This is a genomic window from Faecalibacterium sp. AF10-46, assembly GCF_003604105.1.
Taxonomy (GTDB): domain Bacteria; phylum Bacillota; class Clostridia; order Oscillospirales; family Ruminococcaceae; genus Faecalibacterium; species Faecalibacterium taiwanense.
In genome coordinates this window covers 51,738-73,338 of record NZ_QVGY01000007.1, presented here as the reverse complement: position 1 = coordinate 73,338, position 21,601 = coordinate 51,738, and the positions used below count along the sequence as shown (strand labels likewise).

General features: G+C 58.0%; 21 protein-coding genes and 2 tRNA genes. 11 read left to right on the top strand and 12 right to left on the bottom strand.

All coding sequences use genetic code 11. The features are described from left to right. Nucleotides 1-11: 11 nt before the first annotated feature. The 3 genes from mtaB to DWV57_RS08980 all read right to left on the bottom strand — a co-directional run bounded on the left by mtaB (nt 12) and on the right by DWV57_RS08980 (nt 2,387). Nucleotides 12-1,307: a tRNA (N(6)-L-threonylcarbamoyladenosine(37)-C(2))-methylthiotransferase MtaB gene (gene mtaB / locus DWV57_RS08990; protein WP_120020578.1), complete on the bottom strand. Its 1,296-nt coding sequence runs from the start codon at nt 1,305-1,307 to the stop codon at nt 12-14. Nucleotides 1,308-1,484: 177 nt separating this feature from the next. Beyond that, nucleotides 1,485-1,838, bottom strand: a complete 354-nt coding sequence (locus tag DWV57_RS08985; RefSeq protein ID WP_120020577.1) for a twin-arginine translocation signal domain-containing protein — start codon at nt 1,836-1,838, stop codon at nt 1,485-1,487. Between the two features lie 177 nt (nt 1,839-2,015). After that, on the bottom strand, nt 2,016-2,387 hold the full coding sequence (locus DWV57_RS08980) for a twin-arginine translocation signal domain-containing protein (protein ID WP_120020576.1): 372 nt from the start codon (nt 2,385-2,387) through the stop codon (nt 2,016-2,018). Between the two features lie 215 nt (nt 2,388-2,602). Between DWV57_RS08980 and DWV57_RS08975 the strand changes: the two genes are divergently transcribed. From DWV57_RS08975 to plsY, 8 genes are all read left to right on the top strand, one after another. Next, the gene (locus tag DWV57_RS08975) at nt 2,603-3,841 is read left to right on the top strand and encodes a D-alanyl-D-alanine carboxypeptidase family protein (protein ID WP_120020575.1); all 1,239 of its coding nucleotides are present in this window, start codon (nt 2,603-2,605) and stop codon (nt 3,839-3,841) included. A gap of 213 nt (nt 3,842-4,054) precedes the next feature. Continuing rightward, nucleotides 4,055-5,386 carry a glucose-6-phosphate isomerase gene (locus tag DWV57_RS08970; protein ID WP_097775285.1) on the top strand — a complete coding sequence of 444 codons (1,332 nt, stop codon included), beginning with the start codon at nt 4,055-4,057 and terminating at the stop codon, nt 5,384-5,386. Between the two features lie 51 nt (nt 5,387-5,437). Next, nucleotides 5,438-5,842: a hypothetical protein gene (locus tag DWV57_RS08965; protein WP_005944262.1), complete on the top strand. Its 405-nt coding sequence runs from the start codon at nt 5,438-5,440 to the stop codon at nt 5,840-5,842. Between the two features lie 141 nt (nt 5,843-5,983). Beyond that, a complete protein-coding gene (locus DWV57_RS08960) occupies nt 5,984-6,484 on the top strand; it encodes a YceD family protein (protein WP_097781644.1) in 501 nt (166 codons plus the stop codon). A 26-nt stretch (nt 6,485-6,510) separates the two neighbouring features. Then, a complete protein-coding gene (gene rpmF / locus DWV57_RS08955) occupies nt 6,511-6,690 on the top strand; it encodes a 50S ribosomal protein L32 (protein WP_005920250.1) in 180 nt (59 codons plus the stop codon). Nucleotides 6,691-6,783: 93 nt separating this feature from the next. Next, nucleotides 6,784-8,115 (top strand): DUF512 domain-containing protein, encoded by a 1,332-nt coding sequence (locus tag DWV57_RS08950; protein ID WP_165852562.1) that lies wholly within the window; start codon nt 6,784-6,786, stop codon nt 8,113-8,115. Nucleotides 8,116-8,145: 30 nt separating this feature from the next. Then, nucleotides 8,146-9,489 (top strand): ribosome biogenesis GTPase Der, encoded by a 1,344-nt coding sequence (der, locus tag DWV57_RS08945; protein ID WP_005944256.1) that lies wholly within the window; start codon nt 8,146-8,148, stop codon nt 9,487-9,489. Nucleotides 9,490-9,516: 27 nt separating this feature from the next. Next, on the top strand, nt 9,517-10,179 hold the full coding sequence (gene plsY, locus DWV57_RS08940) for a glycerol-3-phosphate 1-O-acyltransferase PlsY (protein ID WP_005944253.1): 663 nt from the start codon (nt 9,517-9,519) through the stop codon (nt 10,177-10,179). A gap of 66 nt (nt 10,180-10,245) precedes the next feature. Here plsY and DWV57_RS08935 read toward each other — a convergent pair whose 3' ends face one another. The 4 genes from DWV57_RS08935 to DWV57_RS08920 all read right to left on the bottom strand — a co-directional run bounded on the left by DWV57_RS08935 (nt 10,246) and on the right by DWV57_RS08920 (nt 15,112). After that, on the bottom strand, nt 10,246-10,851 hold the full coding sequence (locus tag DWV57_RS08935) for a transporter (RefSeq protein WP_243112327.1): 606 nt from the start codon (nt 10,849-10,851) through the stop codon (nt 10,246-10,248). Nucleotides 10,852-10,946: 95 nt separating this feature from the next. Continuing rightward, complete coding sequence (locus tag DWV57_RS08930; protein WP_120020574.1) at nt 10,947-11,945, bottom strand: substrate-binding domain-containing protein; 999 nt, start codon at nt 11,943-11,945, stop codon at nt 10,947-10,949. A gap of 23 nt (nt 11,946-11,968) precedes the next feature. Then, nucleotides 11,969-13,588 (bottom strand): DUF5046 domain-containing protein, encoded by a 1,620-nt coding sequence (locus DWV57_RS08925; RefSeq protein ID WP_120020573.1) that lies wholly within the window; start codon nt 13,586-13,588, stop codon nt 11,969-11,971. A gap of 141 nt (nt 13,589-13,729) precedes the next feature. Further along, a complete protein-coding gene (locus tag DWV57_RS08920) occupies nt 13,730-15,112 on the bottom strand; it encodes an MATE family efflux transporter (RefSeq protein ID WP_120020572.1) in 1,383 nt (460 codons plus the stop codon). Nucleotides 15,113-15,485: 373 nt separating this feature from the next. On the opposite strand from DWV57_RS08920, the gene DWV57_RS08915 reads away from it, so the two are divergent. Next, on the top strand, nt 15,486-16,295 hold the full coding sequence (locus DWV57_RS08915) for an RICIN domain-containing protein (protein ID WP_120020571.1): 810 nt from the start codon (nt 15,486-15,488) through the stop codon (nt 16,293-16,295). A 71-nt stretch (nt 16,296-16,366) separates the two neighbouring features. On the opposite strand, the gene DWV57_RS08910 is transcribed toward DWV57_RS08915, so the two are convergent. Next, on the bottom strand, nt 16,367-17,017 hold the full coding sequence (locus DWV57_RS08910) for a Crp/Fnr family transcriptional regulator (RefSeq protein WP_120020570.1): 651 nt from the start codon (nt 17,015-17,017) through the stop codon (nt 16,367-16,369). 86 nt (nt 17,018-17,103) lie between these two features. On the opposite strand from DWV57_RS08910, the gene DWV57_RS08905 reads away from it, so the two are divergent. Further along, nucleotides 17,104-17,832, top strand: coding sequence for a 4Fe-4S dicluster domain-containing protein (locus DWV57_RS08905; RefSeq protein WP_120020569.1), 729 nt, complete (start codon nt 17,104-17,106; stop codon nt 17,830-17,832). Between the two features lie 63 nt (nt 17,833-17,895). Here DWV57_RS08905 and DWV57_RS08900 read toward each other — a convergent pair whose 3' ends face one another. From DWV57_RS08900 to DWV57_RS08890, 3 genes are all read right to left on the bottom strand, one after another. Then, entirely contained in the window at nt 17,896-18,771 is an 876-nt protein-coding gene (locus tag DWV57_RS08900; RefSeq protein ID WP_165853687.1) for a hypothetical protein, read from the bottom strand. A 116-nt stretch (nt 18,772-18,887) separates the two neighbouring features. Then, a tRNA-Ser gene (locus DWV57_RS08895) sits at nt 18,888-18,979 on the bottom strand. Between the two features lie 127 nt (nt 18,980-19,106). Further along, nucleotides 19,107-19,198, bottom strand: a tRNA-Ser gene (locus DWV57_RS08890). A 247-nt stretch (nt 19,199-19,445) separates the two neighbouring features. Between DWV57_RS08890 and DWV57_RS08885 the strand changes: the two genes are divergently transcribed. Beyond that, nucleotides 19,446-20,465 (top strand): alpha-hydroxy-acid oxidizing protein, encoded by a 1,020-nt coding sequence (locus DWV57_RS08885; RefSeq protein ID WP_120020568.1) that lies wholly within the window; start codon nt 19,446-19,448, stop codon nt 20,463-20,465. 53 nt (nt 20,466-20,518) lie between these two features. Here the strand turns inward: DWV57_RS08885 and spoIID are convergent, their stop codons facing one another. Further along, nucleotides 20,519-21,523 (bottom strand): stage II sporulation protein D, encoded by a 1,005-nt coding sequence (gene spoIID / locus DWV57_RS08880; protein WP_120020567.1) that lies wholly within the window; start codon nt 21,521-21,523, stop codon nt 20,519-20,521. Nucleotides 21,524-21,601 lie beyond the last annotated feature (78 nt).

Genomic DNA, 21,601 nt, shown 5'->3' with positions numbered 1-21,601 from the left:
AGCGCAGAAACTTAGCAAAGTGCTGCACGCACGCGCTCGCCGTCGTATTCGCCCAAGCGTACATGCACGATCTGCCCGCTTTCGTGGCCGGGGGCGGACACCACCACCGGAATGTACAGCCGGGTGTAGCCAGTGAACAGCGTGCCGGAAAGCGGGGTCTCCAGCAGCACATCGTCCTCGGTGCCCACATAGGCGGCCAGCACTTCGCGGCGCACCTCCTCGGCAATGGCGTTCATCACGCGGCTGCGCTCCTGCTTTTCCCGCTCGTGCACCTGCTCCGGAAAATCGTAGGCCGGGGTGCCGCTGCGGCGGGAGTAGGGGAACACATGCACCTTGAGAAAGCCGATTTTTTTCAAAAATTCGCAGCTCTCTTCAAAATCGGCCTGCGTCTCGCCGGGGAAGCCGCAGATGCAGTCGGTGGTAAAGCTGACCGGGCGCTCCCCGTAGGCGGCGCGCAGCTGGTCCACCACCTGTGCATACTGCTCGGCGGTGTACACGCGGCGCATCCGGCGCAGGGTGGCAGTGCAGCCGCTCTGCAGGCTCAGGTGGAACTGCGGGCAGAGCTTTTCCACGGCGGCAAGGCGGGTGATGAACTCCGGCGTGAGCATATCCGGGTCCAGACTGCCCAGACGGATGCGCTGGATGCCCTCCACCTGAGCGCAGTGCTCCACCAGCTCCACAAGGTTGGTGCCGGTATCCAGACCATAGCTGGGCAGGGAAATGGCACTGAGCACCACCTCGCGGTAGCCGGAAGCCGCCAGCTGGCGCAGCTCGGCAAGGATGCTGGCTTCGTCGCGGCTGCGCACCGGGCCGCGGGCCCGTGGGATGACGCAGTAGGCGCACTGGCGGTTGCAGCCGTCCTCTACCTTGATAAAGGCACGGGTGTGGGTCTCGAACCGCTCCACGGGCAGCTCTTCAAATTTTTCGCCGCGCTGGTGGGGCGTGATGGCCACAATGCGCTCATGGCCGTCCAGCAGTTTGAGAACGTTATCTAAAATGGCCTTGCGGTCGCCGTTGCCGCACACAAGGTCGGCCTCGGTGAACTGGGCGGCTTCCTCCGGGAAAGCCTGCGGGTAGCAGCCGGTAAGCACCGTGACCGCGCCGGGGTTCTCGCGCTTTTTGCGGCGCAGCCACTTGCGGCTTTTCTGGTCGCCAAAGTTGGTCACGGTGCAGCTGTTCACCACAAAAACATCCGCAGGCTCGTTCTCCTGCGCAATGGTAAAGCCGTTGGCGCGGAACATCTGTTCCAGCGCGCCGGTCTCGTTCAGGTTGACCTTGCAGCCAAGGGTATAAAAACAAACTCGCATGAGGGGATATCCTTTCGACAAAAAACGGGGTGGTGTTTGCATTACTCCTTATTATATATCACAGCGGCGGTGCGGCGCAAGACCGGATGCACAGCAGCAGGCACTTTTTTGCTGGAAAGCGGGCAAAACAAAAAGAGACGGGCAAACGCCCGTCTCTCAAAGAGAACTTCGGTGGGATTACTGAGCAGCCTTGACGTAAATGACCAGCTTGCCCTTGTTTTCGCCCTCGGTGGCAACCTTGTAAGTGGTCTTGCCCTCGTCGGTATCAACGACCAGACCGGTGCCCTTCAGGTAGCTGCTAACAAAGCCCTTTGCGTAGTCGGTGCTGGACATGAACGGGATGTAGGTGGTCTTGGTCTTGTCCTTGTTCAGGTTCTCGACCTTGGTCTTGATGTCGTTGTCAGTGCCCTCATAGATGTAAACGATGGTAACGGGCTTCAGGCTGCCGCAGCCGGTGAACATGGAAGCGCTTGCAGCAGCAACGGTAGTCAGACCAGCGAGCTTCAGGAAAGAACGACGAGACAGAATCATAATAGTATCCTCCTAAAAAATAATTCACAAATGAAGCAATACAGCCCAAAGTAGGGCTATTCCACCTTTAGTGTAGCCTTTTTGGTAAAAATAGTCAAGAGTTTTTGCAAAAGACGACCAAACTTAAGCAGAAACAAAAAGAGACGGGCGTTTGCCCGTCTCTCGTAAGTACAAAGATTACTCCTTGCCCTCTTCCTCGGTAATCTTAGGATCAGCGGTGACATCAATGGTCATCTTGCCATCTGCAACCTTGATGCTGTTGATGGTGACTTTCTGAGTGTAATTGGCCTCTTTAAATGCCTTCTGCAGAGCGTCGTTGACAGTATTCTTCAGAACACCGTTGATCTCCTTAACGAAGGAAGGAATGGTGATTTCGGGAGCTTCTTTGTTGATCTTGGTCAGAACATTAGTGGCAACAGAGCCGTCAGCGCTGGCAATTTCCATCTTGACGGTGGTGTACAGAGAGCAGCCGGTGAACATTGCAGCACCCGCAGCAGCAACAGTGGTCAGGCCAGCCATCTTCAGGAAAGAACGACGAGAGATATTCATAATAGTATCCTCCTAAAAAATAATTCCACAAGTTAAAGCAATACGGCCTTTTTGGGCCATCTCCAATTTACACGATAGGGAGGGCAAAAGTCAAGCCCTTTTGTAGAAAAAGACAAAATAAAAAATGCAGGCTGCGGTGCGGGCGCAGGATATTCTAAACAAAAAGGCCCCTGCATACTCTCTCAGCAAGAGACATTGCGCAGGGAGGGACCGAAATGGAGCGGAAAAACTTGGCGCTTTTGTGTGCAGGGGTGGTGTGCTTCTGGCTGTTTGCACTGGCCTTTGGCACGGCGCAGGGCAATGGGCTGCGGCAGCAAAGCCCGGCGGTGCAGGCAACTGCAGACCAGACCCAGCCGGTGCAGCCCGCGGCGGCACAGCCTGCCTTGGAGCTGCCCTGCCGCGCCGCCTGCCTGATCGACCAGCAGACGGGCACTATATTATATGAAAAGAACGCCGACCAGCAGATGCCCATTGCATCCATTACCAAGGTAATGACCCTGCTGCTCACCTTTGAAGCCGTGCACGACGGCCGCATTGCCATGGACACGCTGGTGCCGGTAAGTGAACACGCCTACCACATGGGCGGCAGTCAGATCTGGCTGGAGCCGGGGGAGCAGTTCACGCTGGACGAGATGATCAAAGCCATTTGTGTGTCCTCTGCCAATGATGCCGCTGTGGCTGTGGCAGAGCTGGTGGGCGGCAGCGAGCCGGGCTTTGTGCAGATGATGAACGCCCGCGCCGCAGAGCTGGGCATGGTGAACACCACCTTCCACAATGCCTGCGGGCTGGACACCGAAGGGCATCTTTCCACCGCCCACGATGTTGCCATCATGAGCCGCGAGATTTTGAACACCTGCCCGGAGGTGCTGCACTATACCGGCATCTGGACGGACACCCTGCGCGGCGGTGCCACCCAGCTGGTGAACACCAATAAGCTGCTCAAGCGCTACAACGGCATCACCGGCCTGAAAACCGGCACCACCAGCGGCGCGGGCGTGTGCATCAGCGCCAGCGCCACCCGCGACGGGCTGGACCTGATCGCCGTGGTGCTGGGGTCGCTCTCCAGCTCGGAGCGGTTCACAGCGGCCACCACCCTGCTGGACTACGGCTTTGCGGCCTACGCCGCCGTGCCCCTGCCCGCCATGGAGGACCGGCCTCTTCTTATAAAAGTAAAGGGCAGCGCAGAGGAAAGCGTACCGCTGGACTACACCGCTCTGCCCGAAACGCTGCTGATGCCCAAGGAAAACGCCGCTGCCCTCACCGCGCAGCTGGATCTGCCGCAGGAGCTGGAAGCACCGGTGCAGCTGGGCCAGACCGTTGGCACGGTGCGCATCCTGAGCGGGGAGACCCAGCTGGGCGAGTACGAGGTGCGCTCCGCTGCCGATGCTGAAAAAATGGACTTTGGCACCGCATTCGGCCTGTTGTGGGACGCTTTGACTGGCTGCGAAAGCTGAATGCACGCTTCAGCGTACAAAAGCGCGCTGCGGTAAGCTGCGTGGAACTGTCTGTGTGAACAATTCTGGATGAAGAAACAAAAAAACACTATTAAAATTGTATGAAATCCAAGGATTTTGACCTTGACTTTGCCCGGAGGGAACGGTACACTTATACCAAGATATTTCCTCGCAGGGCAAAGGCCCGGCAAATCGTTTGGAGGTTATAATAAAATGAGTGTCGCACTGAACACCAAACACCTCTCCAGCTTTATCAGCGAAGAGGAATATGCAGCCATCTATCCGCAGGTGGAAGCTGCCCATAACCAGCTGGAAGCAAAGTCCGGCCCGGGCAATGATTTCCTCGGCTGGATGTATCTGCCCCGTGATTATGATAAGGAAGAGTTCGCCCGCATCAAGGAAGCCGCCGCAAAGATCCGCGAGGATTCCGATGTGCTGGTGGTGGCCGGCATCGGCGGCAGCTATCTGGGCGCACGCGCTGTCATCGAGGCCGTCAAGGGCCAGTTCCACAACGAGCTGGAAAATGGCCCCAAGATCTACTTCTGCGGCAACAGCATCAGCCCCACCTACCTGAACAACATCATCAGCCTGTGCAAGGGCAAGCGCTTCTCCATCAACGTCATTTCCAAGTCCGGCACTACCACCGAGACTTCTCTGGCATTCCGCGTGCTGCGTGAACTGCTGGAAAAGGAGATGGGCGTGGAAGAAGCCAACAAGCGCATCTACGCCACCACCGACCGTGCCAAGGGCACCCTGAAGCAGCTGGCCGACGCACAGGGCTGGCCCACCTTCGTGGTCCCCGACGACGTGGGCGGCCGCTACTCCGTGCTGAGCGCTGTGGGCCTGCTGCCCATTGCTGCTGCCGGTATCAGCATCGACGACCTGATGAAGGGCGCTGCCGATTCCATGGAGCGCTTCTCCGTTCTGAGCAAGGACAACGACGCTTACAAGTATGCTGCCATCCGCAACATCCTGTACCGCAAGGGCAAGAGCGTTGAAATTCTGGAGTGCTACGAGCCGGACTTCGCCCTGATGAACGAGTGGTACAAGCAGCTGTTCGGCGAGAGCGAGGGCAAGGACAACAAGGGCCTGTTCCCCGCAAGCTGCATCTTCTCCACCGATCTGCACTCCATGGGTCAGTTCATTCAGGAAGGCTCCCGCACCATGTTCGAGACCATCGTGGACGTGAAGAAGCCTGCACAGGATCTGTTCATCGACCCGCTGGAAGGCAACTTTGACGGCCTGAACTTCCTGGCAAACCAGAACATGAGCGTTGTCAACCGCAAGGCCATGGAGGGTACCATCCTCGCCCACACCGACGGCGGCGTGCCCGAAGTGCTGATCGAGGTGGACGACCTGACCGCTTACAATGTGGGCTACCTGATCTACTTCTTCTGGCGTGCATGTGCCTGCAGCGGTTATCTGCTCAGCGTTAATCCCTTCAACCAGCCGGGCGTTGAGAGCTATAAAAAGAATATGTTTGCTCTGCTGGGCAAGCCGGGCTACGAAGGCCTGACCGCCGAGCTGGAAGCAAAGCTGAAGTAAATAAAAATGATCTCCCGCCGCAAGGCGTGGAAAATACAGGAGGACTGAACTATGATTAAACTGATTGTTGGTACCAAGGGCTCCGGCAAGACCAAGGCTATGATCGACCAGATCAATGATGCGGTCAAGACCTCCAAGGGCAACGTGGTCGTCGTTGAAAAGGGCATGAAGCTCACCTACGACATCGCTCCTGCTGCACGTCTGATCGACTTGGACGAGTACAAGATCTCCGGCGGCGAAATGCTGTACGGCTTTGTTGCCGGCCTGATGGCAAGCAACTACGATATCACCGACCTGTACATTGACGGCATCCTGAAGGTGCTGGATCATGACATCAACCGTCTGGGCGTTGTGCTGGACGAGATGGCAGCCATTGCAGGCGACAGCGTGAAGGTGACCGTTACCGTCAGCGCTGACGAGGCTGCACTGCCCCACGATGTGAAGAAGTACCTGTAATTCCGGAAAATCGGGATCTGAACTACTTTGAACAGGCAGAGAACCGGGAAATTTAAATTTTTTCGGTTTTCTGCCTGTTTTGGTGTTGACAAAGGGCTGCGTTGGCGCTATACTAACAAAGCAGCCTTTTAGAGGTGTACTATGCAATTTGACCTGAGAAAGTTTATCGCCACCGGCAGACAACCCTATCATGCAGAGTTTCAGTGTGATTTATCTGCACATGATTATGCCGGGGCAAGGATCCCGCAGCCGGTCACCGCTGTTTTTGAAGCGGAGACGGACGGCGACGAGGTCCGGATGACACTGCGGGCAAACGCATCGGTGCACGGAGAGTGCGCCCGCTGTCTGGACCCGGTCATTCGGGAGGAGACGGTCGATACGGAGTGGACGGTAAAGGAACGGGATCTGGATGATCCGGATTTTGACCTTCCGCTGGACGAAAAAGGACATCTGGATGTAGATGAATGGCTCAATCAGGAGTTTATGTTCCAGATTCCCACGGTGCTGCTTTGCAGTGCCGACTGCGCCGGGCTTTGCCCCGTGTGCGGCAAAAAGAAGGCGGAGTGCACTTGCCAGCCGGCAGAGCATGCCGAAGCTCCCGTAGACACAAGGCTCGCAATCCTTAAATCACTGCTGAACTGATAAACCCATCAAGGAGGTGCAAAAATATGGCAGTACCTAAGAGACATCTTTCCAAGGCCCGCCGCGACAAGCGTCGCAGCAATGTTTGGAAGCTGGAGGCCCCCGCACTGGTCAAGTGCAGCAACTGCGGCTCTCTGAAGCTCCCCCACCAGGCATGTGGCAACTGCGGTTACTACAAGGGCGAGGAAGTCATCAAGAAGGCCTAATTTGCGCGTAATTGGTGGCATAATGGTGTTATGTACAGAAGGGGAGGGCGCATGCCTTCCCCTTCTTGTTCTGTCTGAAAGGAGGTGGATGCGGTGGCAATGAAAATCGCACGGGTGGAACCCGGCAGCGAAGCGGAAGTGCTGGGCCTTGGCCCGGGTGACGAGCTTTTGAGCGTGGACGAAAACGAGCTGAACGACAGTCTGGACTACGATTTCTACACCGACAGCAAAAGCTTCCACCTGAAAGCAAGGGTGGCAGACGGCATCCGCGAGTGGGATGTGCAGCGCACGGAGCGCGGCCCCTTTGGCTGCGATTTCCAGACCTATCTGGGCGATCAGAAGCACTCCTGCTCCAACCACTGCATGTTCTGCTTCATCGACCAGCTGCCCCCCGGTATGCGCGAGAGCCTTTACTTCAAGGACGATGACGAGCGACTTTCCTTTTTGTTCGGCAACTATATCACTATGACGAACATGCAGGACCACGAGATCGACCGCATCATCAAGATGCACATTTCGCCCATCAACATTTCAGTGCACACCACGAACCCGCAGCTCCGTGTGCGGATGCTGGCCAACAAGCGCGGCGGCGAGGTGCTCAAGTATCTGCCCCGCCTGGTGGAGGGCGGCATCGCCGTCAACTGTCAGCTGGTGCTGTGCCGCGGCATCAACGACGGCGACGAGCTGCGCCGTACCCTCTCCGACCTTTTGGAGCTGACCCCTATGGTGCAGAGCATTGCGGCGGTGCCCTGCGGTGTGACGGACTACCGCGAGAAGCTGTTCAAGCAGACACCGTATGATGCAAAGACCAGCGCCGAAGTCATCGACATCATGGAAGAATTCGGCGATGAGTGCAAGCGCCGCCACGGCAAGCGCATCATTTACCCCAGTGATGAATGGTACCTCAAGGCAGGCAGGCCCATCCCGCCGGAAGAGTTCTACGAGGACTTCGACCAGCTGGAAAACGGCGTGGGCATGATGCGCCTGTATGCCTCGGAATTTCTGGCGGAGCTGGAAAAGCCCCACCGCATTTACGGCACCAAAAAGATGGACGTGGTCACGGGCGAAATGGCTTCGCCGCTCATCCACCAGATGATGGCCGAGCTGCACCGCCAGTACCCCATGGTTGAGGTGACGGTGCACACCATCAAGAACAAATTCTTCGGCGGCAATGTGGGTGTGGCCGGGCTTGTAACGGCGACCGATATCATTGCTCAGTGCGAGGGCAAGCTGACCAGCGGCACGCTGGGCGTGCCCGCCGTGATGCTGCGGGAGGAAAAAGACACCTTTCTGGACGACATCACCACCGACCAGCTGGCCCAGCGCCTTGGCGTGAAGGTGGAGGTGCTGCCGACCTCTGGCGGCGACGAAGCCCGCGCCCTGCTGCGCAGCGGCCTGCACATTGCAAGGAGAAGAAGAGCATAAAACCTTTTGTTATAGAAAGGAGGAACCCCTATGAGCAAACCGATCGTAGCAGTGGTGGGCCGCCCTAACGTGGGCAAATCCACCCTGTTCAACAAGCTGTGCGGTCAGCGCCTTGCCATTGTGGAGGACACGCCGGGCATTACCCGTGACCGCATTTTTGCCAACTGCGAGTGGAACGGCCATGACTTCCTGCTGGTGGACACCGGCGGTATTGAGCCCAAGGCTACCGAGGGCATTCTGGCCCACATGCGAGAGCAGGCCCAGATCGCCATTGACACTGCAGACTGCATCATCATGGTGGTGGACGTGCGCGACGGCCTGACCGCCGCGGACGAGGATGTGGCCCACATGCTGCGCCGCAGCCACAAGCCCATCATTCTGGCCGTGAACAAGTGCGACAAGGTGGGCGATGCCCCCATGGAGATGTACGAGTTCTACAACCTCGGCTTTGACGAGGTGATGCCCATTTCGTCCGTGCACGGCCACGGCACCGGCGACCTGCTGGACGCTGTGTGCGCCCATCTGGACTTCAGCGAGACGGTGGTGGAAGAGGACCGCATCCCGGTTGCCATCATCGGCCGCCCCAACGTGGGCAAGTCCAGCCTGACCAACCGCATTCTGGGCGAGAACCGCATGATCGTGGCAAACGAGGCGGGCACCACCCGTGATGCCATTGACACCCCGGTGGACAACGCTTACGGCAAGTTCATCTTTACCGATACCGCCGGTCTGCGCAAGCGCAGTAACATCACCGACGGTCTGGAGCGTTATATGGTAGTGCGCGCACTGGCCGCTGTGGAGCGCAGCCGCGTGGCGCTGATCCTTGTGGATGCCACCGTCGGCTTTACCGAGCAGGACAGCAAGGTGGCCGGTTATGCCCACGATCAGGGCAAGGCGTGCATCATCGTCGTTAACAAGTGGGACGCGGTGGAAGGCAAGGAGACCAACACCATGGAGCTGCAGCGCCGCGATTATGCCGAGTGCTTCAGCTTTATGGGCTATGCTCCTATCATCTTCATCTCGGCTCAGACCGGCTACAACGTGAACAAGCTCATGCAGCTGATCCGCGATGTGGACAGCCAGAACGGTGCCCGCGTGCCCACCGGCGTGCTGAACGAGATGCTGGCCCGCGCCACAGCCCGGATGCAGCCGCCCAGCGACAAGGGCCGCCGCCTGAAGATCTTCTATCTGACTCAGGCATCCACCCGCCCGCCCACGTTCGTGGCCTTTGTGAATTCGAAGCAGTTGTTCCATTTCAGCTACCAGCGGTATCTGATCAACCAGATCCGCGAGAACTTTGGTCTGGAACACACCCCCATCCGTCTGGTGATCCGCGAGCGCGGCTCCGGCGAAGTGGGCGCAAAGGACGTGTAAGCGCCCGCAAAGGAGGCATCCGTTTCTATGATGAAAGCGATCCTGATCGCCGCAGCCACCATCCTGCAGGCGTACCTGCTGGGCAGTGTGGATACCGGCATCCTCGTCAGCAAATTCGTATATCATGACGATGTGCGCAATCATGGCAGCGGTGCGGCCGGCATGACCAACATGCTGCGCACCTTTGGCAAGAAGGCTGCCGCCATGACCGCGACAGGCGATGTGCTCAAGGGCGTGCTGGCCGTGTGCATCGGCCGGTGGCTGTTCCACATGCTGCCCGCCGATGCCGGCGTTTCGCCGTATCTGGGTGTCTATTTGGCCGCTATCTTTGCAGTGCTGGGCCATCTGTACCCGCTGTACTTCGGGTTCAAAGGCGGCAAGGGCGTGCTGGTGGCAGCTGGTGCCATTCTGGCCATCCAGCCGGTGCTGCTGCCGTTTCTGGCCATTATCTTTCTGGTGTGCCTGATCCCCACCGGCATGGTGTCGCTGGGCAGCGTGGCCATGGCAGCACTCTACCCGGTGCTGACGATCATTTACGGTTCCCTGCAGGGCTATGCCGCCGGTGATATGCTAGTGTGCGCCATTGGCTCCGGCTTTATGTCCGGCATGGTGATCTATATGCACCGCGCCAATATCCAGCGCATCCGTGAGGGCAAAGAGTACCGCTTCGGAAAGCACAATAAAAAATAAAAGCATTATAAAATGCCCCGCAGCCTGCTGGTTTTCCGGCAGTGCTGCGGGGCATTTTTGTTTATGTTATTTTGGTTCCGGGGCGGCCTGCTCAAAATCGTACTCGTCAAAAGTCTCTTCTTCGGAAGGAATGGCCTCGGCCGCCTCGGCCTTGGCGCGGTCTTTCAGACGGGAGATAAACTCCTCTGCCGGGATGCCGCTCTGCTTTGGAGAAAGATCCGGTGCCGGATGGCCGTCCGGCAGGTGGGCACCAAAGGCCGGAACAAAGAAGAACTTGCGCACAATAAAAATCAGGGCGATGGCTCCCACGCTGAGCAGGTTTTCCAGTGCGGAGTCGTGGCCCACTACCAGATGACGGGCAATGGCGTAGAGCAGCACTTCCAGACTGCTGCCGGGGCTGTGCTTGGCCAGCATTTTGATGAACTCGATGCCGATCACGATGTCAAGGCTCCGCTCCAGAAAAATGCGGATCTCCACTTCGTTACCGTCAAACAGCAGGCCAGGCATCCACTTGATGAGCGGCACAGCGCTGAGCAGCAGGCCGATGAGCACAAGGCCGGAGAGCAAAATTTCCAGCAGACTGGACGCCTGAATGATGCGGTTGCGCAGCTGGGTGCGCCAGTGGCTTTCCACATGGTTTGCGGTAGAAGAGTGCTCTGCAGGGTGTTCCATACAATGGTCTTCCTTTCGGTAAACTGCTGCAAAACTTTTGACAGAAGTTTTTCTTTATTGTAGCAGAAACGCAGAAAGGTGTCAATTCAGCAGGATCAATCCACCGTGGTTCCGGTGGCGGGTGCCACCGCTACATAGCCGGATTTTTTGATGCAGTCCTGTCCGGCGGTGGTATCCAGCCAGTCGTAAAGCTGGCGTTCCGGGCTGTCGGCGGCAGCGTCCGCATGGAGAACGGCATAGAACTCGTTGCACAGCGGGTAGCTTTCGCTGGCGATGGTGTCGTTGGAAGGGGTCACGCCGTCCACGGCCAGCAGACGCAGGCCGGGCTGGGAGTACATCTGGTCGATGTAGTAGTAGACCGAGAAGCCGATGGCATTGGCGCTGTTGTTGTAGGCGGCGATGCTGTCCACCAGCTCACCCATGGCAGCGGGAGCCAGCTCGGTGGGCGGGTCCATCAGTTCGCCGCCCTGAATGAGCAGCTTGCGGAACAGGGTCTGGCTGCCGGAGTCTTCGCCCCGCTGGAAGGGCACGATGGCAAGATCCTCGCCGCCCACTTCCTTCCAGTTGGTGATCTTACCGGCATAGATGTCCTTCAGCTGCTGCCGGGTCAGGCTCTTGACCGGATTGTTCTCGTTCACGATGAACACCAGTGCGTCCCGGCCAATGGGTTTCTGTTCCAGCTGGGCGTTTGCTTCTTTCAGCTCTTCCTTTACGTAGTCCGGCGCTTCGTAGACCACCAGCATCCTGGCAGTGTATTCCTCATCCGGGTACAGGCCGAAGTTTTCCCACGCATAGGCCGTGGTGCTGACCGAAATGCCGCTCTGGGCTACTTCCAGATCGATGCCGGTGGTATCGGCCATCATCTGGGCCATCAGCGGGATGCAGGCAGTGCTGCCATCCAGCTTGGGAAAATCTTCCACGGTAAACAGCCCGATGGGTTCAAGCTCGCTCACGGAAGAAGCGGGTGCTTCCGGCGAGGTGGAAGCGCTGCTGGCGGGGGTGTCATCCCCCTTGCAGGCAGTGAGAATGCCTGCGGCAGAGCAGGCGGCAAGGCCAAGCAGAAAGCTGCGGCGGGAAATTTTAGCATTTTTCATAAGGCGTTCCTCCAAAGTCTGGCTCAGTAGCCCATTTCATCGTCGGCGTTAATGGAAGAGAAGATGCTTTGGCAGTAAAGCCATTTGCCGTTCGTATCCATCCAGCCGTAGTAAAAGCCGCGTTTTGCAACGAACACGTGTTCTGGCAGCTGGTTCAGGCTGTTGTCGTAGTAGCTGTAGCAGCTGCCAAGGCCATAGAACACAATGTTGCCGTTTTCATCCAGCACGTCACACATTGAGCCGTTGCTGCTGGGCGCATTGGCGTTGCCACAGTACAGCGGCCTGCCCTCCGGTGTGGTGATGAGATAGTTCAGGGCATAATACTTGTCCTGCAGATGGGTCAGGTCGGAGACAAGGCCCTCGGGGCCGTACACGCGGGTGGCGGTGGTCTCAAAGTTATCGTTATCCCGCAGCTCCAGCCAGACGTAGCCGTCACCCTTGTTATCCATCATCACGCTTTGCTGGCCCTCCACTGGCTCCACGGTGGTATCAGTGATCAAATCGCCGGTTTCGGTGTCGAACACCTTCAACCGTCCGTCCTCATAGTAAAGGGCGATGGTGTCGCTCATGACGCTGGAAGCGTACAGCGGTGTCACCTCACCGGTAACAAGGTCGTGCAGATCATAGCCGAAGCCGCCGCTCGTGCGCCATGTGACCACATAGCCCGGGAAATAGCTGCTGGGCTGGTCGTCGAAGGTGCCAATGAGGGTGCGGTCCACGGTGGCGAGATCCCGCAGCTCGTAGCGGCCATCGCTGGCAACAAAGCAGGCGGTGCCATTGCCGCATACCTGCCGGAAGCCGGTGAAGCCTTCGCCGGTGGCGGGATGATAGAGCGTTTCGTCCGTTGGCTCGCCGCTGGCGTGGCAGGTGTCCAGCTCTACCCAGTCGTTCAGAACGTCCGGTGCATAGGAAAGGCTTATGGCAGTAGTGGCATCTGCGCCGTAAGTCTGTGTACCGTCCTTCGTCTGTATAATGACCCAGCTGTGCAGGGCGGGTTCATCGTCCCATGCGTCCTCGGCAAGGTCTGCTGGGCGGGCATAGCAGGTGAACACCAGCCTGTCCCCGCACACGATGCAGCGGTATGCGCCATCCGGCACGGGCAGACGTTCGCCGGTGGAAAGGTCGATCACCTGACAGGTGCCGTAATCGTCGTAGCCGTTTTCGTAGCTGCCGTTCACGGCGTGGGCTTCCTGCAGCACCAGCAGACCGTTCTGCATGGAGGCGTTCTGCTCCCCCTCAAAGGTCATGACTTCATTGCCGTTTTTGTCAAACAGGCCGCTGCGCCGTCCGCAATAAGCGTCCGGGTCGGCCCAGGTGCGGAACCAGTAGTTGGTCTCACCGGTCACGGTGTCCTGCAAAAGGTTCACGTTCTCGCTGCGGAAAGACTGGTACAGCACCTTGCTGCCGCACAGAACGGTGCAGGCACTGCCGGAATTGTCGTAACCGTAAAGAATCCGCAGCTTTCCGTCGTCCAGCCGGGAGCTGTCGTAAAGCGGATCCCCGTGTGCATCGGTGGGCACTGAGGAAGCAGGAGCAGCAGGCTTGCCGGAAGCTGGCGGCAGCACGCTGCAGCTGCAGCCAAGGGTAAGGCACAGGGCAGCGCATACAGCAGCGCTGCCTATGCGGCAAACGTTACGCTTCATAAAGATCACTCCTTACAGTATGGAAGGGAACAAAGTTTAAAAGAAAGCCGGAAAGGTTTTCCAGTTCAATTATAATACGAAACAGCCGCGCATTCCATTGCAGGAAAACACGGCTGTTGATTACAGTTTTATGACAGACGTTCAGGACTGTGCTTTGGCTTTTTCAGCATCGTCCATCCGGTCCAGCTGCTTGAGGAAGGCCAGCAGGAACGGCAGGGAAACAATAAAGGTGAGCGCATCCGCAATGGGCTGGCAGATCTCTACGCCCACAAGGCCGAAAGTGCGGGGCAGAATGAGGATGAGCGGAATGAAGAACACGCCCTGACGGCAACAGGCCAGAAAGGTGGCGCGCCCGGCTTTGCCCACGCTCTGGAAGGTCATGTTTGCCACCACAATGACCGGCTGCAGCAGAATGGCAAGGCACTGATAGTGGAAGGCGGGCAGAGCCACGGCGGTAACCTCCGGGTCGTCGCGGAACAGGCGGATGAGGGCATCACTGTTGACCCAGCACAGGCTCACCAGCACCACCAGCATACAAAAGGCTGCACCCATGGTAAAAACTGCAGCTTTTTGTACCCGGCGGAATTTGCGCGCACCGTAGTTGAACGCGGCCACCGGCTGCAGGCCCTGCCCAACGCCAATGGCTACCGAGATGATGAACATGAAAATGCGGGAAACGATGCTCATGCCGGCCACAGCGGCATCGCCGTAGCTGCGGGCGGCAATGTTCAGCAGCATGCCGCCGATGCTCTGCAGGCCCTGACGGCCAAAGCTGGGCGCGCCGCCCACCAGGATCATGGCGAACTCCCACGCTTCACGGGTGACGGCAGTAATACGGAACTGACTGACGGTTTTGCCCCGCAGGAACATGGACAGCAGGATGCAGAAGCTGATGCTCTGGCTGAGAGCCGTAGCAATGCCTGCACCGGCGGTGCCAAGGCTCAAGCCGAACATCAAGATGGGGTCCAGCACAATGTTCAGCACGCCGCCGGTCACAAGGCCGATCATGGCAAAGTTCGCCTTGCCCTCATAGCGCAGGATCTTGTTCATCACAAGGCTGGAGATCATAAGCGGGGCTGCAATGAGGATGGGCCGTGCATAAGCGCAGGCGTGGGGCAGAATGGTCTCGGTGCTGCCCAGCAGCATCATGAAACTGGGCAGAGTGGCAAGGCCCACAACGGCCAGCACCACGCCAGCGGCCAGAGCAGTAAAAAAGCTGGTGGAAGCAAAGCGGGTGGCGGCATCGGTGTTCCGGCTGCCAAGGCTGCGGCTGATGATGGTGCCGGAGCCGTGGCCCAGTGTAAAGCCAAGCGCCTGAATAATGGCCATCAGGCTGGAAACAATGCCCACCGCACCGGAAGCGCTGGTGGAGATCTGGCCCACAAAAAAGGTATCGGCCAAGTTGTAGATGCTGGTGATGAGCATACTTAAAATGGTAGGGGCGGCAAGACCGAGGATCAGCTTTGGAATGGGTGTCTCGGTCATTTTTTTGTATTGCTGAATGTTGAGCTCGTCTGCTGACATGAAAGAACCTCCTTTTATCATAAGGAATAGGTCAAGAAAAGCCGCCCAGCAGCAGAGCGGCGGATAATTTGAATGTGTGCACGGGATGCACGTTCCATAGTATAACGCAGCTGCGGCAAAAAGTCGAGAGCTGAACCGGCACAGAATGGTGCCTGAAATGCCCATGGAGTGGGAGAAAAACGGACGGAAAGCTTGACTGTTTTTGTCTGTTTTGCTAAAGGCTGGTCGAATTGCTTGTAGAAAATCACGATATGTGGTATCATTTACCATAAGGGAAACAAAAGAGCCTGTGCATCTGTACAGGCTGCATACAAAATACAAGCGGCAGCCGCGGGCAGAGCCGGGCGACTGCGATCCATAGGAGGAACAAACCATGAAAACTGTTGCACAGACCGTGATCGAAGCCGATCACTTTTACACCATTGCCGCGCACACCGGCAACGTCATTCAGGCCGTGGAGGGCACCAAGGAAGCCGGTACCGTCCGTCTGGGCAAGTACGAGCATAAGCCTGAGCAGGAGTGGAGCTTTATCCGCGTGGGTGACGGCGTTTACCGCATCCGCAACCGCGCATCCGGCAAGCTGCTGGACCTGACCATGACCGGCACCGCCAACGGCACCTGGCTGCACCTGTGGGAGGATGTGGGCGGTACCTCTCAGATGTGGACCGTTCAGCCCACCCCGGAAGGAACTGTGCGCCTGCGCTCTTCCTGGGCCGGCGGCAAGTGCGTGGACACCGTTGGCATGGGCGCTGCGGTTGGCACCGTGCTGCAGATCTGGCAGGAGGTGTCCGGCGCAGATGACCAGCTGTGGACCATTGCCGAGGTGAAGGAGCGCGCAAAGCGTGCCGCCAAGAAGGCCGAGGCACCTGCTGTGGAGGCTGCCGCTGAAGCTGCGCCCGCTGCAGAAAAGGCACCGGCCAAGAAGACTGCGGCCCGCAAGCCCCGCACCACCAAAAAGGCGGCTGCCGCCAAGGCAGAAGCTGCAGAAGAGGGGAAGGCAGAGACCGCAGCACCGGCAGAAAAGCCCGCAAAGCCTGCCCGTAAGACCGCCGCAAAAAAGACCGCCGCCAAGGCTGCCGAAAAAGCAGAGCCTGCAAAGGCAGAAGCACCTGCAGAGGAAAAGCCCGCTGCGGAGAAGCCCAAGCGCAAGTGCGCACCCCGTAAGAAGAAGGAGACGGTCTGATCTCGTTCTGTTGATTTGTTAAAATGAAAGCGCCCGCCGGAGGTCCAGCCCTGCCCGGCGGGCGCTTTTGGTTATTCTGGAAGCTGCTTTAAAACAAAGCGGTTTTTATCAAATTCCAGCAAACCTTCGTCTCGCATTTTGCACAGCTCTTTGGAGAGGGCGCTGCGGTCCAGATTGAGGTAGTCGGCCATCTGCTGGCGGTTGAAGGGCACCTCGAACTCCATCCTGCCGCAGCGTGCTGCCTGTGCGGAAAAATAGGTCAGCAGCCGTCCGCGCACAGTCTTGGGCGTTGTGCAGAAGATGCGCTGCGAAAGGCTGAGGTTCTTGCGCATGGACACCGCCAGCAGGCGGCGCAGCAGCTTGTCCTGCAGCGCTGGCTCGATCCGCGCATCGGTAAAGGCGGCAGTGTGCAGGAACAGTATTTCGCAATGTTCGGCCGCAACAGCATCCACCATCAAGGCCTCGCCGCAAAAGGCGTAGGTCTCGGCAAAGGCCTGCCCGGCACCTACGCTGCTCAGGATGCTTTTGGTACCCCAGAGATCCAGATTTTCAATGTGCACGGAACCACGCAGCACAATGCCGATCTCCCGCACGCAGCTTCCGGCGTGGAAGATGACCTCGTGCTTTGCAAACTGCCGGGTGCGCAGGTGCCCGGCAGCGGCAAGGGTATCCAGCTCGGCTTCTGAAAGATCCTGAAATAGGGGCGACGCGATCTTTTTCATAAAAATCCTCTTTCTGTGGTTATAACAACCGAAAGCACGGTCTGATTATAGTATACTCAGAACATCAAAGCAAGGAGGATTTTTCCATGATCCGCAAAATCATTCATATAGACGAAGAAAAATGCAACGGCTGCGGTGCCTGCGTCACCGCCTGCCATGAGGGTGCCATCGGCCTTGTGAACGGCAAGGCTAAGCTGATGCGGGACGACTACTGCGACGGCTTTGGCGACTGCCTGCCCGGATGCCCCACCGGTGCCATCACCTTTACCGAGCGCGAAGCCGCCGCTTATGACGAGCAGGCTGTGCTGGAAAACAAGCAGAAAAAGGCCGCTGCCGCCCAGCAGCAGGCGCAGCCCGCTGCACCGGCGTTCCATGGCTGCCCGGGCAGCATGATGAAACAGTTCCACCGTGAGCAGACCACACCTGCCGCAGCCGCAGTGCCCATGCAGTCCCAGCTGGCACAGTGGCCTTGCCAGATCAAGCTGGTGCCGGTGAACGCGCCCTACTTTGACGGTGCCAAGCTGCTGATCGCCGCCGACTGCACCGCCTATGCCTACGCCAATATCCACGAGGAGTTCATGAGGGGCCATGTGACCATCATCGGCTGCCCGAAGCTGGATGCTGTGGATTACAGCGAAAAGCTGACCGAGATCATCCGCAGCAATGATATCAAGAGCGTGACCGTGCTGCGCATGGAGGTGCCCTGCTGCGGCGGGCTGGAGCACGCTGCCATCACTGCTCTGAAGAACAGCGGCAAGTTCATCCCGTGGAATGTAGTCACTTTCTCCACCGATGGCCGAATCCTCGACCGGTAAAATGACAGAACAAAAGCCAGAAACGACTGCTGCCGTTTCTGGCTTTTGATGTTTGCGGAAAGATCAGCCCGCGTTCTGTACGCTGTTGGCAGCGGTCTGCACGAACTGCAGCACGCTCTGGATGGTATCGCGGATCTGCACCAGCGTCTGGATGTCTTCGTCCTTCATGCGGGATGTGGGCGCAGTGAGCACCACGGTCTGGGCACTCACGGTGCCAGTGAGCTGGATGCTGACCCCGTGTTCCGGGATGGTGAGCAGGATGTGCACCGGGATGGCATCCGCAAAGAACCTGCTCTTTTCCAGCCCGATAACAAGTACCGGTGCATTGGCGCTGGCATCACCGGTATCCAGCTGAAAATAAAGGTAGCCATCCTTTGCGTTTTCCGGCTGTACGCGCTGCAGCTTTTTCTGCGGCAGCTCAAACTCGGTCATGTCCTGCAGGCTGGTGGCTGTGGTGTCCACACCCAGTAGGCTTGCCAGCTGGGCCTGCGAGATATAACTGCCAAGGCTCCAGTCCGGCAGCAGAAGGCTCGCCAGCGGGTAGCTGCCGGTGATGGAAGAGCGGATATTTTTGTACAGCTGCCCGACATCGTATAAGGTCTCGCTGCTGCTGATATACACCCGGGTGAGCGGGCCTGCCGGGATAACGGCATCCGGGGCCGAGATGCTCAGCTGCAGTGCGTCCGGCGCATACAGGCCGTTGACGGTGCCCTTGGTGGAGCCTGTCTTTTGCAGGATGGTGTAAAGGGCAGGGGAATCGACTGTGGATGTGATCTCATAATCAAAGGTAAAGGCCGCGCCTGCCTGCAGCGCTTTCACCCGGCGGGCTACCAGACTGTACCCGGTTACAGCGGCCACGACTGCAAGCAGTACAAGAATGAGCACTGCGATCAGGACCACATAGCCCGCGCCGTGCTTTTTTCGTTTGGAAGATGCCATAAAAAATCCTCCCTCAGATGTTTTATTCAGCATAGCGGAACAGCGGACAAAAGTCAAGGCGGAACAGAGAAGCGCTGGAAAAACAAAAAATCCGAAACCGCAAGGTTTCGGATTTCTGGCGGAAAGATGGGGATTCGAACCCCAGAACGCTTTTGACACGTTACACGATTTCCAGTCGTGCGCCTTAGACCAACTCAGCCATCTTTCCATATTCAGTTGTGCGTCACAGCGCTCTACTATAATACCTGAAAGGTGCGCATTTGTCAAGCACTTTTTTAAAAATGAAAAATGAGCCGATAAAACAAAAAATCCGGGACCCAAAGGTTCCGGATTTCTGGCGGAAAGATGGGGATTCGAACCCCAGAACGCTTTTGACACGTTACACGATTTCCAGTCGTGCGCCTTAGACCAACTCAGCCATCTTTCCATATTCGGTTGTACGCCACAGCGCCACACTATAATACCTGAAAGAACCGCTTTTGTCAAGGATTTTTTGAAAAAAATGGGCTTTTTCAAAACGACATCTCTGTGCAGGCAAAAAACGGCAAAAAATTCAGGGATGCAGCAAAAACCCTTGACGAAGCGGTTGAACCGGACTATGATGAAGCAGGAGAGTACTGCGGCGGGAAATCTTTGCGGCCGCAGAGTGGAATAAAAAAGGAGGATGCTTTCTTATGACTTATCCTGAAGTGCTGGCCAATGCCCGTGAGTGCATTGGCAAATACTGCAAGGCCTGCCCGGTGTGCAACGGCGTGGCCTGCAAAAACCAGATCCCGGGCCCCGGTGCCAAGGGCGTGGGCGATACCGCCATCCGCAATTATAATAAGTGGGCCGAGATCCGCGTGAACATGGATACCCTGTGCGAGGGCGGCACCCCGGACACCCATATTGAGCTGTTTGGCAAGAGCTTCAAGTACCCGTTCTTTGCAGGCCCGGTGGGTGCTGTAAACCTGCACTACTCTGAAGCCTATACCGATATGACCTATAATGATGTGCTGGTGCGCGCCTGTGCAGAGAACGGCATCGCTGCCTTTACCGGCGACGGCACCAACCCCACCGTTATGGAGATGGCCACCAAGGCCATCGGCGCGGCAGGCGGCTGCGGCGTGCCCACCATCAAGCCCTGGAACATTGATACCATTAAGGAAAAGATGGCCGAGGCCAAGGCCAGCGGCTGCTTTGCCGTGGCCATGGATGTGGATGCAGCCGGTCTGCCCTTCCTGAAGAACATGACTCCGCCCGCAGGCAGCAAGAGCGTGGCAGAGCTTGCCGAGATCGTCAAGCTGGCCGATCGCCCCTTCATCGTCAAGGGCGTTATGACCGTTAAGGGCGCACTGAAGGCAAAGGAAGCCGGTGCGGCTGCTATCGTGGTGTCCAACCACGGAGGCCGCGTGCTGGATCAGTGCCCGGCCACTGCCGAGGTGCTGCCGGAGATCGCAGCAGCCCTCAAGGGCACCGGCGTGAAGATCCTGGTGGACGGCGGCATCCGCACCGGTGTGGATGTGTTCAAGGCACTGGCACTGGGTGCAGACGGCGTGCTGATCTGCCGCCCGTTCGTCACGGCTGTGTATGGCGGCGGCGAGGAAGGCGTGAAGTGCTACATTGATAAGCTGGCCGGTGAGCTGGCCGACACCATGCAGATGTGCGGTGCGCATTCTCTGGCCGAGATCACCCCGGATATGGTGCGGGTATAAGAAAAAGAGTGAATAGAAAAGCGGTCTGTGCCTTTGCGGTGCGGGCCGCTTTTTCATCCTTGCAGCTGCGTGCCGGGGTAGTAGTGTGCCAGAATATCGGCATAGCTTTTGCCCTGCTCCGCCATGGCCTTTGTGCCCCACTGGCTCAGGCCCACACCGTGGCCGTAACCCCGGGTGGTAAAGCTGAAATTCCCGCTCTGGTACTGTACCGTAAAGCATGTGCTGCGCAGGCCCAGCGCCCGGCGCAGGGTCGTGCCGGAAACGGTCTGCCCGCAGACCGTGACGGTTCTTGTGTATCCGGCGCTGGTCAGCGCTGCCGGGCCGAACCAGCCCTCCGGCGCGGCGAGGTCGGCAGAAATGCCAAGGCCTGCAAGGGCCTGCTGCACCTGCTCTGCGGAAAAGGTGACGGTGTATTCGTAGTTGTCAGCGGAACGGTCGGTGCTGCTGTCCACTGAAATGAGGTAGGGCAGGGCGGAACCCCATACATTTTCGCTGGCCTCGGTCTGCCCATTGGAAATGGCAAAGTAGCTGGCGCAGGCAGGAGCATTCTCATAATAAAGTATCTCATCCAAGACCTCGTCCACAAGGGCGGAGAGGCGGGCGTAATTCTGCTCGTAGGCGGTGCCCCAGTAGCTGCGCAGCACCGGCTCGGTCAGGTAGCCCTGCCGCCGGGCTGGGTCGGCAGTGAGCCAGGCGCCGCTTTGCAGGGTGGTGTGATCCCGGCAGTAGAGCGCATAGCTGTGGGCGGCAACGGCCTGTGCCTTGAGCGCTTCGTCCGGCCAGCTCACCGGCATCTCGGCGGCGACAGCACCCAGAACGTATTCCTGACGGGAAAGCTCCAACACCTGTCCGGTGGCCTGATCCTCCACCAGAAAGGTCTCGGCATCCGCAGAAGGCACGGCACTTGGCGGCTGCGCAGATGCTGCAGGCGAAGATACGGCAGAAGATGCGGGCTCTGCCCCACTGAGCACGGCGCGTGTGATCCGGTAGGCAGCCAGCGGCAGAATGCTGCCCAGCACCAGCAGGACCGCAAAGATTGGCAGAAAAAACTTTTTCATAGTCCCAAACCCTCCGACAGCGGTGTTTTTTTAATCAGAATACCGGATATACCCTGAAAAAAGATGCGAAACAGGGAA